Annotated in this window: 10 protein-coding genes; 5 read left to right on the top strand and 5 right to left on the bottom strand. The window is 45.9% G+C overall.

Annotation, left to right across the window (positions count from 1 at the left end):
• Positions 1-36 precede the first annotated feature (36 nt).
• Positions 37-1,455, top strand: coding sequence for a glycosyltransferase (locus ACPEGP_RS01290; RefSeq protein WP_423813690.1), 1,419 nt, complete (start codon positions 37-39; stop codon positions 1,453-1,455).
• A gap of 120 nt (positions 1,456-1,575) precedes the next feature.
• Here ACPEGP_RS01290 and ACPEGP_RS01285 read toward each other — a convergent pair whose 3' ends face one another.
• From ACPEGP_RS01285 to ACPEGP_RS01275, 3 genes are all read right to left on the bottom strand, one after another.
• A complete protein-coding gene (locus ACPEGP_RS01285; RefSeq protein WP_102077156.1) occupies positions 1,576-3,015 on the bottom strand; it encodes an APC family permease in 1,440 nt (479 codons plus the stop codon).
• 211 nt (positions 3,016-3,226) lie between these two features.
• Positions 3,227-4,525, bottom strand: a complete 1,299-nt coding sequence (gene gabT / locus ACPEGP_RS01280) for a 4-aminobutyrate--2-oxoglutarate transaminase (RefSeq protein WP_423813689.1) — start codon at positions 4,523-4,525, stop codon at positions 3,227-3,229.
• A 174-nt stretch (positions 4,526-4,699) separates the two neighbouring features.
• On the bottom strand, positions 4,700-6,172 hold the full coding sequence (locus ACPEGP_RS01275; RefSeq protein WP_423813688.1) for an NAD-dependent succinate-semialdehyde dehydrogenase: 1,473 nt from the start codon (positions 6,170-6,172) through the stop codon (positions 4,700-4,702).
• Between the two features lie 278 nt (positions 6,173-6,450).
• Here ACPEGP_RS01275 and ACPEGP_RS01270 point away from each other — a divergent pair, with 278 nt between their 5' ends.
• Positions 6,451-7,215 carry an IclR family transcriptional regulator gene (locus tag ACPEGP_RS01270; RefSeq protein WP_144297099.1) on the top strand — a complete coding sequence of 255 codons (765 nt, stop codon included), beginning with the start codon at positions 6,451-6,453 and terminating at the stop codon, positions 7,213-7,215.
• Here ACPEGP_RS01270 and ACPEGP_RS01265 read toward each other — a convergent pair.
• A complete protein-coding gene (locus ACPEGP_RS01265) occupies positions 7,212-8,411 on the bottom strand; it encodes a CaiB/BaiF CoA transferase family protein (RefSeq protein ID WP_423813687.1) in 1,200 nt (399 codons plus the stop codon). The two genes, ACPEGP_RS01270 and ACPEGP_RS01265, sit on opposite strands and share 4 nt — an antisense overlap.
• A gap of 163 nt (positions 8,412-8,574) precedes the next feature.
• Positions 8,575-9,759 (bottom strand): acyl-CoA dehydrogenase, encoded by a 1,185-nt coding sequence (locus ACPEGP_RS01260; RefSeq protein WP_423813686.1) that lies wholly within the window; start codon positions 9,757-9,759, stop codon positions 8,575-8,577.
• Positions 9,760-9,934: 175 nt separating this feature from the next.
• Between ACPEGP_RS01260 and ACPEGP_RS01255 the strand changes: the two genes are divergently transcribed.
• The 3 genes from ACPEGP_RS01255 (at position 9,935) to ACPEGP_RS01245 (ending at position 13,786) form a co-directional block, all read left to right on the top strand.
• On the top strand, positions 9,935-10,762 hold the full coding sequence (locus ACPEGP_RS01255) for an IclR family transcriptional regulator (protein WP_423813685.1): 828 nt from the start codon (positions 9,935-9,937) through the stop codon (positions 10,760-10,762).
• A 179-nt stretch (positions 10,763-10,941) separates the two neighbouring features.
• Positions 10,942-11,400: a DIP1984 family protein gene (locus tag ACPEGP_RS01250; protein WP_289049898.1), complete on the top strand. Its 459-nt coding sequence runs from the start codon at positions 10,942-10,944 to the stop codon at positions 11,398-11,400.
• Between the two features lie 583 nt (positions 11,401-11,983).
• On the top strand, positions 11,984-13,786 hold the full coding sequence (locus tag ACPEGP_RS01245; RefSeq protein ID WP_102076647.1) for an FMN-binding glutamate synthase family protein: 1,803 nt from the start codon (positions 11,984-11,986) through the stop codon (positions 13,784-13,786).
• Positions 13,787-13,793 lie beyond the last annotated feature (7 nt).

The raw sequence follows: 13,793 nt of genomic DNA, 5'->3' as shown, positions 1-13,793 counted from the left end.
AGCAGCTTGATATCTTATTTGGTGACCGACGCTATTATGAAAGTTATGCGCTTACTGTCGTCCTTAAAGCATGATGAATCCGAGCGCGGCATTTTTCATCTGGGTCGCGCTTTGGTTAAAAATGGGCATACTTCCATTATTATCGCTAGCGCCGATGAAGAAAATGACTTGGTCAAACGCCTAAAGCGCGATGGTAATATCTACCATCAGCTGTATATGAATAAGAAATCTTGGCTGTCGCTGCTACAAGTCGCCCCGCTGCGCCGCCTGATTGAGAAATATGACCCTGATGTCATTCATGTGCATTCGCGCACCCCTGCATGGATATTGCATTTGGCCTTGCGCCGCGCCCGCCTCAAGCGTCGTCCCAAACTGGTCTCGACCATGTACGGTTTTTATCCGATTAATAAGTACTCGCAAGCGCTGCTCGATGTCGATACCATCATCACGGTCTCTGATAGCGTCACCAATTATTTAAAAAAAGGCTTACGCCGTGAGGAGCTAGAGCCTAAAGTTATTAAGCGCATCTACCGCGGTGTCGATACCCGTCGCTATCCGTATCGACACAACCCTTCTGTGTATTGGCTGCGACATACGTTCGCCGAATACCCTGAACTTGAACATAAAAAATGGCTGGTTTTTCCGACCATTATTGGCAATGAATATGGGCAAGAATGGCTGATTGATATCTTGGGTAATCTGCAAGAACAATTTCCCAATATTCACGTCATTATTATGGACGATGATTACCGCGAAGGTGATGTGGCGCATGAAGATTTCCGCCAGCGCAGCAATACGCTTGGACTGTCTGAGCGCATAACTTACGTCGGCAGCAAACGTAATGACATGCGCGAATGGCTGTCGGCGGCCAATATCGTCATGGCGTTGGCCAACGAGCCAGAATCGATTGGCATCAATGCCCTGCAAGCAATTCACTTAGGTACGCCAGTCATTGGCTGGGATCAAGCGGCCTTTAGCGAGATACTACAGCCACTTTATCCGCAAGGATTGGTCAAAAAATACAACGCCAAAGCGCTCTGCAAGGCAGTGCGCAACCAGCTAGAGAGTGTCACCCGTCCTGAGATGACCAATAAATTCACCATGCGTGAGATGATTGAACAAACCCTACTCGTCTATCAAGGGTTATATGACCAATCGCTTGCAGAAGAACAAGCGCAGGCGGATGCAGCGGCGGTTAAAAGAATCAAAAAGAGTCTGAAACCAACGATAAAACCTTTTGATAAACCTTCTGATCGTTTAGTTAGTCAAGAGCCTGCGCTACCCATTACTCTCAAAAAAGATAAAACAATAGCGCAAGATAATGCCGTTATGAAATCTGACAAAGAAGTTGTGCAACATAAAGACAGTATCACTTTAAAGGATAAAAAACTGGATACTGACTCTTTAGATAAGCACGCTTTAAAGAATGATGCGTTAGATAATAAACCGTTATAAAATGCCAATCTCGCTAACGGTTTGGTGCAAGATTATTGATTGATAAGATTGATGCTGTGAATATGTAAAGAAAGCCTAACGCTTACGCTAGGCTTTCTTTATTTTGAGCAAATCTTATTTTTATTTGGGTGGATTATCCTTTAACCATAGCTGATTAACGATTTTTAATTCGCGTAACTCCTCTGCCATGATGGATTCACTGATACCGGGATATTTCATGACAGCATAGCTATAAAGACCGATACCAAGCGCTGTCCAACCAAAGAAAATCCACCACTCGATAGCGCTGAGCGCTGACGGCATACCCGGCATATATAAAATGAGCAAGCCAATGCCCAGTACGATGGTAAACATACCGACCAATTTGCCCGCTGGCACTCTAAACGGGCGCACCATATCTGGCTCACGGTAGCGCAAGACTAAGAAAGAGATGGCGACACAGGTATAAGCAATCACGATACCAAAACCACCAGCATCAACAATCCATACTAGCATCTTACGACCAAATAATGGCGCAAGCGTCGCTAGACCACCAATCAATAAAATGGCGTTTTTTGGCGTCTTATACTTCGGATGTAGCTTACCCAAAAATGCAGGCAACATATGGGCTTTTGACATGGCATAAAGTAAGCGACTACCACCGATTAAAAACGCGTTCCAACTCGATAAAATGCCTAATACACCGCCAATGACTAGTAAAATACCCGCCCATTTGCCATGCCACGCATTGGTCATCGCGTCAGCGGTCGCCAAGGTTGAGCCTTGTGCTTGAATGAGCGGCAAAGTGCGACCGACACTCCATGCTACGCCGACATACCACATCACCGCAATAATAATAGAGACAATCAAAAACTTACCAATATTAGGACGGGTCAGATCAATCTCTTCGGCCGCTTGCGGAATCACGTCAAAACCAACAAACATAAACGGCACCATGACAATCACCGTCATCATACCGCCGATACCACCGATAAAGGCAGGCGCTTGTACAGCGGTTGAATTCGCAGGATTGTAAATTACCGCACCAATAAACAATAACGTACCGACAAATAAAATACCGAGTACGGCTGTTTTTTGGAACCAAGCGCTGACTTCCATGCCGCGAATATTAAGCCAAGTGACGATGATTGAGCCTAGCATACCGACGCCAACCCACGTGGCATAAACGTCCCAGCCCGCTATCGTCCACAGATAGCCTTGGTTATAATTGGGAATAAAATATTCAACTACCGTCGGCAGCGCTACTGCTTCAAAAGCAACGACCGAGAAGTAACCAAATAAAATACTCCAAGAGCAAATAAAGGAAACCGTGACCCCGAGCGCTCGGTGGGTATAGGTATGCTCACCGCCGGTGACCGGCATTGATGACGCTAGCTCTGCATAGTTAACACCAATCATGATAACGGCCAGACCACCAATCATGAATGCTAACATCGCGCCCCATGTGCCCGCCGCTAAAATCCAGTCCCCTGCTAAAACGACCCAGCCCCAACCAACCATAGCACCGAATGCTAAAGCAATAATGTCAAACATGCCCAGCGATTTTTTTAGCTCAGACATAACTTACTCCTTGTCCGTGTGTCATCCGTGTCAGCCCTTTTTAACGGCACTGATACCCACTATTTTTATGTAATAGGGCGCTGCCCTTTTTTATCTTTTCCTGCCTATCGAGCGATAGGTTTAGTATTCAAAAAATGCTTAGCAAAGACAGCAACGGCGTCTTGATTTGCAAGGCGCCGCTGTAAAACCACCACTCAAAGCAGCACTGTCATTATCCTAAGCTTAAGCTTTCATTTTTTGAATTAACGCCTTGAGCGGTCAAAATACCTTTGATAATATCAAGGCCTTCTTGTAGCACTTCGTCCTCCACTGTGAGCGGCACCATCACACGAATGGCGTTGCCAAACATGCCACAAGACGCAAGCAGCAATCCTTGCTCGAAAGCTTTGGCTTTTAGGTTGGCAGTCGCCGCCGCATCAGGCTTGCCATCGTTGTCGATTAGCTCAAACGCTAACATCGCGCCTTTATGGCGAATATGACCGATGCTGCTTAGGTTCAAATCTTTTAAAAATGCTTCGATTTTGTCACCAATCTCGATACTGCGCTCAAGCAGATTTTCTTCTTCAATCACTTCCATGACAGCAAGCGCAGCCACACAAGCCAATGGGTTACCAGAATACGTACCGCCCAAACCGCCGACTTGCGGGGCATCCATGATATCAGCGCGACCGATAACGGCAGAAATAGGATAGCCACCCGCTAAGCTTTTAGCACTGGTCATCAGATCCGGCTCAACGCCCAACTGCTCAGACGCAAACAAGGTACCGGTACGAGCAAAACCACACTGGACTTCATCAAAAATCAGCACGATACCATGCTCATCGCAAATCTCGCGCAGCGCTTTGGCAAACGATGGTGTCACTTGATGGAAACCGCCCTCGCCTTGTACAGGCTCAATAATCATCGCCGCCACTTCACTTGGATCGATGTCCGCTTGGAAAATCATCTCGAGGCTATGCAATGCTTGCGCTTCGGTAACGTTTAGCTCTTCTGCTGGGAATAACGCATGGAACACAGGGCCTGGCATCGGACCAAAGTTCTTTTTGTATGGCAATACTTTACCCGTTAGGCTCATGCACATTAGCGTACGACCATGCCAACCACCAACGAAAGAGATGACACCCGGACGACCGGTTTTTGCACGGGCAATTTTGATACAGTTTTCGACCGCTTCTGCGCCCGTAGTCAAGAACAGGGCTTTTTTCGGACCGCTGATAGGCGCTTTTTCGCAAAGCTTTTCAGCAAGCTCGACGTAGCATTCATAGTTAACCATTTGCGCGGCAGTATGGGTAAATCTGTCTAGCTGCTCGTGCACACGCTGGGTGATTTTTGGATGGCTGTGACCAGTATTCAGTACTGAGATACCGCCGACAAAGTCAATATAACGATTGCCTTCGATATCCCACACTTCTGAGTTTTTTGCTTTTTCGGCAAAAATAGGAAAGGCAATGCCAAGGCCTGTTGGCAAAACAGCTTTACGGCGCGCAAGTAATGATTGATTGGTAGTCATAAGAATATCCTTTTCTTTTTTCTTTACGTAGATGCCAATGATGGTATGGCGGTTTATAAAATAAGCTGTGGCTAAATTTAGGATTTATGCTATTGAATCCCGTTAAATGCTAGGTGAAAATCTATAAAAAACAAATGGTTAAAATATAAAACAGCTAACCATTAGCTCTAACTATTAACTAACATCAGAGCACCAGTATTTGGTCACGACATACTCTTCAATGCCGTATTTTGAGCCTTCGCGGCCAAAGCCTGATTGCTTGACGCCGCCAAATGGGGCGACTTCGGTAGAAATAAGACCGGTATTATGACCGATGATGCCGTACTCTAAACCTTCGGTGACGCGCCATGACCGTGCATAGCTGCCGCTGTAAAAATATGCGGCCAAACCATAAATAGTGTCGTTGGCTTGGCGAATGACGTCGGCTTCATCTTTAAAGGTAAAGATAGTAGCGATAGGACCAAATATTTCCTCAGAAGCGATATCCATGTCACTGCTGATATCGGTAATTACTGTTGGGTTATAAGACAGCTCTGATACGCCGTTGGTGCTGCCGCCCGTGATAAGGGTTGCACCTTTATCTAGCGCGTCTTTGAGCAGCGCTTGTACTTTTTCCAAGGCTTTTTTGTTAATTAAAGGACCAATATCCACGCCTTCATCCATGCCGTTACCGACATTAAGCTCAGCGACTTTTTTCACAAAGACGTCGAGGAATTTGTCTTTGATACTATCTTGCACGTAGACACGGTTAGCACAAACACAGGTTTGACCCGCGTTACGATATTTAGAAGCAATTAAGCCTTCAGCGGCTTTTTCAAGATCGGCATCATCAAAAACGATAAATGGCGCATTGCCGCCGAGCTCTAATGACAGTTTTTTGATGGTTGGGGCGCACTGTGCCATCAAGGTACGACCGACTTCGGTAGAGCCAGTAAATGACAGCTTATGAATGCGTGGATCGCCGGTTAGGATATCGCCGATGGTTGACGATTTGCCCGTGACGACTTGAATAACGCCTGCTGGAATACCGGCTTGCTCAGCCAATACCGCTAATGCCAATGCAGAAAATGGCGTTTCGGTTGCAGGTTTGATAATCATGGTACAGCCTGCCGCTAGTGCAGGAGCTGCTTTACGGGTAATCATCGCTGCTGGAAAGTTCCAAGGCGTGATTGCCGCGCAAACACCGACCGGCTGTTTTAAGATGACATGGCGCAATTGGGTTTGATTGGCAGGGATAACATCGCCGTATACGCGCTTACCTTCTTCAGCAAACCAGCGGATAAAGCTATTGGCATAGCCAACTTCCCCGCGTGATTCGGTTAAAGGCTTGCCTTGCTCGGCGGTCATAATGATGGCCAAATCTTCTTTATTGGCATCGATAAGGTCGGCCCACTTTTGCAGTAGTTCCGCCCGCTCTTTAGGAGTTTTGGCCGCCCACGTGATTTGCGCCTCATGAGAAGCAGCAACTGCGTCATTGACATCATCGGTCGTCAAGCTCGGTACGTTACCGATGACATCACCGTTAAAAGGATTGCTCACGTCGATAGTCGCGGCATCACTGGCATCATGCCAGCCGTCTTTGATAAAGCACTGCTGTTTGAGTAAGTCTGGATTTGCTAGCGTTAGCGTATTTGACTGTTGTGACATGTTGACACTCCTTGTCAGTGTTATTATGCAAATAAGGTTTGCAGATTTATAGTGATAAACGAATAGCTAAAAATAAAAACGACTAAAAATAAAAGGTTATGACTTAAATAATCATTGATAACTTGTTATTTGTTCAGTATACTGAATATGTATTCTATATACGAGACATCATTATAAGAATGATAATCCCCTATTTGCAACCCTTATTATCAATTTTGTGCTGATTTATCATTTTATTTTGCTACTTCCTTAATTTTATCGTCTTTTATAGGTTTCTTATGAGCACCACTGCCGTTCCTGCTTTGGACAAAACTTTTCAAATTTTAGATTTAATAACTGACAGCGCCCAACCTTTAACGGCGGCGCATATTGCCAAAGCGCTTAACCTGCCGCGCAGCTCAACCCACAATATTTTGCAAAGTTTATTAGCCAAACATGTCATCTATAAAGACAGCGATAGCCGCTTTCATTTGGGCTCGTATTTGATGTATTGGGCGGGCAAATATGAGCAGCAGCAAGGCGTCATCCAGTTATTCAAAGACCTTATTGTCCAATATCCTATTCTGCTTCAGCATACCGTTACCTTATCCAAGCTCGATTTTGGTGAAGTGGTGTTTTTGGCTTGTCATGAAGCGCCGGCGCCGCTTGGCTTTACCTTTCGCGCTGGTGTGCGCGTACCGGCAGTATTCTCTGCCACTGGTAAAGCCATGCTTTCCACCTTTTCTATGGACAGCATAAAATCCATCTATGCCAGCGGTTTCCCTACGCCTATTACCAAATATGGTGTCGATAATTTTGCAGATTTATCCACCGAGCTGACGGCTATTAAAAACAGTCGTATCTCACTTGATGATGGGCAACTGCGCGAAGGTATGTATTGCTTAGGTACTTATATTCGTAACGCTTCTGGCAATGCTATTGCAGGTATGGCAGTCAGCTTTTTACAAGCAGAATATGAATCCAAGCGAGCTGAGGTCAGTGCGGTACTGATTGAATTGGCAGAGCAAATTGAGCAGCGTTTGGGTTTTAAGGACGAGCATTAAACAATCCCATCGGCTTTCAGCTTGGCGATCATCTCGCTGTCATAGCCCAAATCAGCAAGCGTACTATCGGTATGTTCGCTCAATTGCGGTGGCGGTGTCCGATAAGCGACCGGTGAGGCAGATAATTTAATGGGATTACCAAGCGCCCGCACAGGACTGCCTTGCTTACTAAAATCAACCACCATCTCACGAGCTTGTGCTTGCGGCATCGCCAAGGCCTCAGAGATATTATGAATCGCCCCGCACGGGATACCTGCTTTATCTAAAACCTCTAACCAATAACTGCGCGGTTGCTCGGTAAACTGCTTGCTCAGCTCATCACACAGCAGCTCACGATTGGCAACGCGTTGTGGATTGGTCATAAAGCGTTCGTCCGTATTCCAATCAACGCCCAATACGTTACAAAGCTTGGCAAACTGACTGTCATTACCGCAGGCTAAGATAAAGTGCGACGCGCCTTTTGCCTCGAATACTTGATAAGGCACGATATTGGGATGCTGATTGCCTAGTCTTGGTGGGACTTTATCTGATGCCAAATAGTTCATGCCGACGTTGGCGAGCATCGCAAGCGCGCTATCAAGCAATGCCACATCGACATGTTGCCCAAGTCCGGTATGCTGACGCGCTAATAGAGCAGCTTGAATGCCAATGGTCAGCTGTAACCCTGCAAACAAATCAACCACTGCCACACCAACCTTATGCGGTTCACCATCGCTTGGACCGGTAATGCTCATCAGTCCTGACAAGCCTTGAATGATATAGTCATAACCGGGGCGCTTGGCATCAGGCCCTGTCTGCCCAAATCCCGTTAATGAGGCGTAAATAAGGCGCGGATTGTCTTGTTTTAAACTGTCATAATCTAAGCCGTATTTTTTTAAACCGCCAACCTTAAAGTTTTCAACGACGATATCGCTATCGGCGACAAGCTGTTTGATAATGGTTTGTCCGGCAGGTGTGGTGATATCGACGGTGAGGGATTTTTTATTGCGGTTAATGGTGGCGTAATAAGCAGAAGTGTCATCGCTGAATTTTGGCGGTGCCCAGTGCCGCGTTTCATCTCCAATATGCGGACGTTCGACCTTGATGACTTCAGCGCCCAAATCTGCAAGTACTTGTGTACAAGAAGGACCGGCCAATACTCTCGATAAATCAAGCACCTTAATACCGTGCAATGCACCTTTTGCCATATCCGTCATAATAATCCCTTATTGTGTCGCGTATTTTTTGATCATAAAATTGTTCTTCGTCATTTAATGGCCAAGCAGTTAAATGATGAAAAACAACTGAAAAACGTACGCTACTGTTTAAAATCTGCTTATAGGAAGCCAAACAGTAGCGCACGTAATTAGCTAATAACGCTTAATAAAATGCTTGAATACCCGTCTGCGCACGACCTAGGATAAGCGCATGAATATCATGTGTACCTTCGTAGGTGTTAACCGCTTCTAAGTTCATGACGTGGCGGATAATATGGAACTCATCAGAGATACCATTACCGCCGTGCATATCACGCGCAACACGCGCGATATCGAGCGCCTTACCGCAGTTATTACGTTTAATGAGTGAAATCATCTCAGGCGCGGCATTGTCTTCATCCATCAGACGACCGACACGTAACGCCGCTTGTAAACCTAAAGCGATTTCCGTCTGCATATTGGCAAGCTTCAATTGCACAAGCTGGGTTGCAGCAAGTGGACGACCAAATTGCTTACGGTCTAGCGTGTATTGACGCGCCGCTTTCCAGCAAAATTCAGCCGCGCCCATTGCGCCCCATGCAATACCATAACGGGCTTTATTTAAGCAACCAAATGGCCCTTTTAGACCACGGATATCTGGGAAAGCATTGGCCTCAGGGACAAATACCTTGTCCATGACAATCTCACCAGTCACTGAAGCACGTAGTGAAAATTTACCTTCAATCTTCGGCGCCGATAAGCCTTTCATACCTTTGTCTAAAATAAAGCCGCGAATCTCATCGGCGTCGTCTTTTGCCCAAACGACAAATACATCAGCGATAGGACTGTTGGTAATCCACATCTTATTACCCGTCAGCTCATAACCGCCATCAACCGCGCGTGCACGGGTCGACATCGAGGCAGGGTCTGACCCTGAATCCGGCTCAGTCAGACCAAAGCAGCCAACGTACTCGCCAGTGGCAAGTTTCGGTAGATACTTTTCTCTTTGCTCTTCGGTGCCATATGCCCAAATAGGATGCATGACTAAGCTCGACTGCACGCTCATCGCCGAACGATAACCTGAATCCACCGCCTCAACTTCCTTGGCAATCAGACCATAAGCGACACTCGATAAACCAGCACAGCCATAACCGTCAATCGTCACACCAAGCAGGCCCATCTCACCCATTTGACGCATGATATTGCGATCAAAGTGCTCGTGACGATTGGCCTCTAAAATACCAGGCATCAGCTCTTTTTGAAAAAACTGACGGGCGCTGTCAGTGACCATGCGCTCTTCATCAGTTAATTGGTCGCGTAATAAAAACGGATCTTCCCAGTCGAAACTTGGACGCTTAGATGTTGCCATGTGGAACTCCTTGTTATCAGTCTTCCTGACCGATGAGTAGTGATTAATGCGTAAATCAGTTGTATAAAAGATTGACTTGCTTATTCCGCTATGCGAAACTTAGTTTCATAATTTAAATCTATTTAAGCAAAGTTTTACTACGCTGTAAACCTTTATCAAAAAAAATGAGCATAAAATGACAAAAGATGTATCGGCAGCTCTGCCACTACTCGATCGAATGACCACTATTCTTGTGCAAAGTAAGGACGATAACGATAGGCAGTTTGTCACTGCACTGGGCCGTGGACTGACTTTATTGGCAGCCTTTGAGCAGCATGAGCAGCTTAGCCATCAGCAATTGTGCCAGATGACCGCCTTGCCAAAAGCCACTATTACTCGGCTTATTCATACCTTGATGACGCTTGGGTTTTTACGTATGACCGAGCACGGACAATATCAGCTGGGCAGTAGCGCGGTGCGATTAAGTGCTACCGCGTGGAGTCGTCATGACATGGTGGCAACTGCTGAACCATTGCTGCGGCAATTTGCAAGTAGCAATGAGGTATCGGTGAATTTGGCAACCGAAGTCGAAGGAGAAATGCGCTATCACGCTTGTTGTCGTAGCCCTGCTCGTCTGTCAGTTAATCTGCAAGTTGGCTCAGCTGTACCTGTCGCCCGCACTGCCATTGGTCGCGCTTTTTATGCAGTAAGCTCGCCAGCGAGAAAGGCGGTGATTCGTAGTAATCTACAAGAGCATTTATCTAAAGAAGAGTATGACCGCGCGCAATCTGCGTTAACCGAGGCGACAGAGCATTATGCAAAATACGGCTATACGGTATCCGATGGTGAGTTTTCTACCGATATATTGGCAGTTGCTGTTGGCGTCTTTGACATCGCAACTGGACAGTATGCATATTCACTCAATGCCAGTGTGCCAAGTGCCAATTGGCAAGCGGAAGAATATGCAGCAATGATTGTGCCAAAGTTGCAGGTGTTGGCTGAAAGGATTGGCAGTGGGTTTTAGAAAAGCTGAGTGGATTTATTTATTTTTTAGCGGTGTATAAAGGTGTTGGTAATGCGATGAGACACAAAATGATTTGGTGGAAGTGCTATATAGTTTTCGGCAAGTGGTTTGTGTTAAAGAATGAGAAGCGCTAAACTTTAAAGCAAATATCAATAATAATAAAAGTATTGGAGTCAACCATGAAACTCGCCGAAGCCCTCCTCATCCGTAGCGATATGCAAAAAAAGCTCGCCCAAATTAAAGGGCGTATTCGTAGCAATGTCAAAGTCCAAGAAGGCGATACGCCAAACGAAGACCCAAACGCGCTGATGATTGAAGCCAGTCAAGTCATTACTGAATTATCGGCTTTGATTGAACGTATTCACCGAACTAACGCTGTCGCTCAGACCAATGAAGGTCAATCGATGCTGACACTATTGATCGAACGTGATACCTTAGAGATGCGCCATAAGTTATTGATTGAGGCCATTGAAGCCACTGATACCGAGGTTGACCGTTATAGCCCTCGCGAGATTAAATGGCATATCATGGTTTCGGTTGCCGGTTTACAAAAGCAAGCCGACGACATCGCGATGAAGCTGCGCAAAATTAATATCGTCATTCAAGCCAATAACTGGCAAATTGACCTTGTAGAATAAGTATTTTTAAACCATTGATATGATAATTTTCTGTCCGTTTTATTTATTTAACAATACTATTCGATAATAAACAGATAGACTGTCCCTTTGGAACCGACTGAGCGAGTGTCAGACCCCAAACCGCCACAGCAGGGGGTTGAAAACATACTGTAGTGGCTGCTACGCGTTGCGGGCAGACGCTTTTTTTACCATTCATGCCCTGCACCCGTCACAACTCACAAGGCACTATTTAGACCTTACTACCAGACACTGACAGTCGGTTTCAATCTTATTTTTAATGCTTTTCGTTATTGCCATTGAGTGCCTTTTCCTTATCTTCGACGCCAAATCATCAACGGAAAATCATTTGAAATAATCAATCAGAGCCGATTACGTCTAAAAACTGTTATTTTGAGCGCAACATTAGCACTCTGTTACCCAATTAAACCGTCGCAGTGATATCATATGTGTATGATGTACGCGATAAATTTAAGCATTTAATCCATTCTTAATAACCATGTTTATGACATGGTTATTTTGTTATGGATACTTTGTTTTTTATCATCGCGTTTTTATTATTTACGTAACACTGTTGAGTATCGTTATGCCCCAATCTCGTACCAATCTAAACCCAAAACCCAAACAGGATTCTCCTTATTTAGTTGGCGTCATGTTGCGCTACAGTACTTTTGCCGCTGCGACCCTGCTGTTTATAGCAGGGCTGTTATTGATGAATTGGTGGCTGATTATTCTTGGCGGATTGGGTGTGGGTTTGGGGATTTATGATGTCATACAGGCAAAGCATGCCATCTTAAGAAACTATCCAGTCGCTGGGCATATTCGCTATGTGCTTGAGGATTTTCGCCCTGAGATTCGTCAGTATTTATTAGAAAATGACAAAGAACAAGTGCCGTTTTCACGCCAGCAGCGCGCACTGGTGTATCAACGAGCAAAAAACGTCAGTGATACCAATGCTTTTGGTACGCTTGATAATTTATACGCACACGGTAAAGAATGGTTTTTGCAATCAGCGGTCAGCCAACCGTTAGAAAATAAAGACTTTCGTATTATCGTGGGCGGTGAGCGCTGCCAGCAGCCGTATGATATGTCGGTATTTAATATCTCAGCGATGAGCTTTGGGAGTTTATCAGCCAATGCCATTATGGCGCTTAATCAAGGCGCTAAATTGGGCGGCTTTACCCATGATACCGGCGAAGGCGCCATCAGCCCTTATCATCGTAAGTTTGGTGGCGATTTAATCTGGGAGCTGGGCACCGGTTATTTTGGCTGCCGTGATGAGCTTGGCAATTTTGATCCGCAGTCCTTTGCCGAACAGGCAACCGATCCGCAAGTAAAAATGATTGAGATTAAACTCTCGCAAGGTGCAAAACCTGGTCAAGGCGGCGTACTGCCAGCAGAAAAAATCACACAAGAGATTGCTGATACGCGCCACGTACCGATGGGCAAAGACTGCGTGTCGCCCTCGTCACACAGTGCTTTTAGCACGCCGCGTGAGTTGGTGACTTTTTGGCAGCAGCTACGTGATTTATCAGGCGGTAAACCGGTCGGCTTTAAGCTGTGTGTCGGTCAGCCGTGGCAGTTTATGGCAATCGTGAAAGCCATGATAGAGATGGACAATTACCCTGACTTTATCATCATTGACGGCGCAGAAGGCGGTACAGGTGCAGCGCCCGTTGAATTTATGGACAACGTCGGTATGCCGATGGTTGAAGGCTTTATGCTCGTGCATAATACTTTGGTTGGTGCGGGTATTCGCGATAAGATTAAGCTTGGCGTTAGTGGTAAAATTGTCTCAGGCTTTGATATTGCGCGTATGATTGCGTTGGGTGCTGACTGGTGTAACTCGGCGCGCGGCTTTATGTTTGCCGTTGGTTGTATCCAATCGCGCTCATGTCATACCAACACTTGCCCGACTGGCGTTGCTACCCAAGACCCGTATCGCCAAAAAGCTCTTGATGTACCAAGTAAAGCTGAGCGCGTGGCAAGTTTTCATAAAAATACGCTAAAATCACTTGCCAGTATCGTTGGTGCGGTTGGTCTTCAGCATCCAAGCCAATTACAGCCGTATCATATCGCCCGCCGTTTAGACGATGGCCAGATTAAGCTGTTATCGAAGTTTTTTTACTTTGCCGACCAAGGCGCCCTGCTTGAGGAAAATGCTCGCGCCGACGTCTTTAACCAAATGTGGGTGATGGCAAATCCTGATAGCTTCCTTGCCAATAACGATGCGCTGATTGCTTATAACAAAGACTCGCGTGATAAAGGTAAAGAAACCAATGCCCCAACCACCCAGCACCCCGATGATTCGGTAGATCTCATCGATGGTGGTCTGTTAATTGGTAACGTCAATAATACTTTCCGCGAAATTCCGCCATTAGACGACTAAGGATTAT

Source organism: Psychrobacter sp. 219-2-C, from assembly GCF_049560815.1.
GTDB classification, from domain to species: Bacteria; Pseudomonadota; Gammaproteobacteria; order Pseudomonadales; family Moraxellaceae; genus Psychrobacter; species Psychrobacter faecalis.
Note: the sequence above shows the minus strand (reverse complement) of the source record. Positions and strands in the feature narration are given on the sequence as shown.

Coding starts and splice junctions, on each gene's coding strand:
- ACPEGP_RS01265 (WP_423813687.1), bottom strand. CDS start 8,411: ATGACGGATATGGCAAAAGGTGCATTGCACGGTATTAAGGTGCTTGAT.
- ACPEGP_RS01290 (WP_423813690.1), top strand. CDS start 37: ATGAAAGTTATGCGCTTACTGTCGTCCTTAAAGCATGATGAATCCGAG.
- ACPEGP_RS01270 (WP_144297099.1), top strand. CDS start 6,451: ATGAGCACCACTGCCGTTCCTGCTTTGGACAAAACTTTTCAAATTTTA.
- gabT (WP_423813689.1), bottom strand. CDS start 4,525: ATGACTACCAATCAATCATTACTTGCGCGCCGTAAAGCTGTTTTGCCA.
- ACPEGP_RS01285 (WP_102077156.1), bottom strand. CDS start 3,015: ATGTCTGAGCTAAAAAAATCGCTGGGCATGTTTGACATTATTGCTTTA.
- ACPEGP_RS01260 (WP_423813686.1), bottom strand. CDS start 9,759: ATGGCAACATCTAAGCGTCCAAGTTTCGACTGGGAAGATCCGTTTTTA.
- ACPEGP_RS01250 (WP_289049898.1), top strand. CDS start 10,942: ATGAAACTCGCCGAAGCCCTCCTCATCCGTAGCGATATGCAAAAAAAG.
- ACPEGP_RS01275 (WP_423813688.1), bottom strand. CDS start 6,172: ATGTCACAACAGTCAAATACGCTAACGCTAGCAAATCCAGACTTACTC.
- ACPEGP_RS01245 (WP_102076647.1), top strand. CDS start 11,984: ATGCCCCAATCTCGTACCAATCTAAACCCAAAACCCAAACAGGATTCT.
- ACPEGP_RS01255 (WP_423813685.1), top strand. CDS start 9,935: ATGACAAAAGATGTATCGGCAGCTCTGCCACTACTCGATCGAATGACC.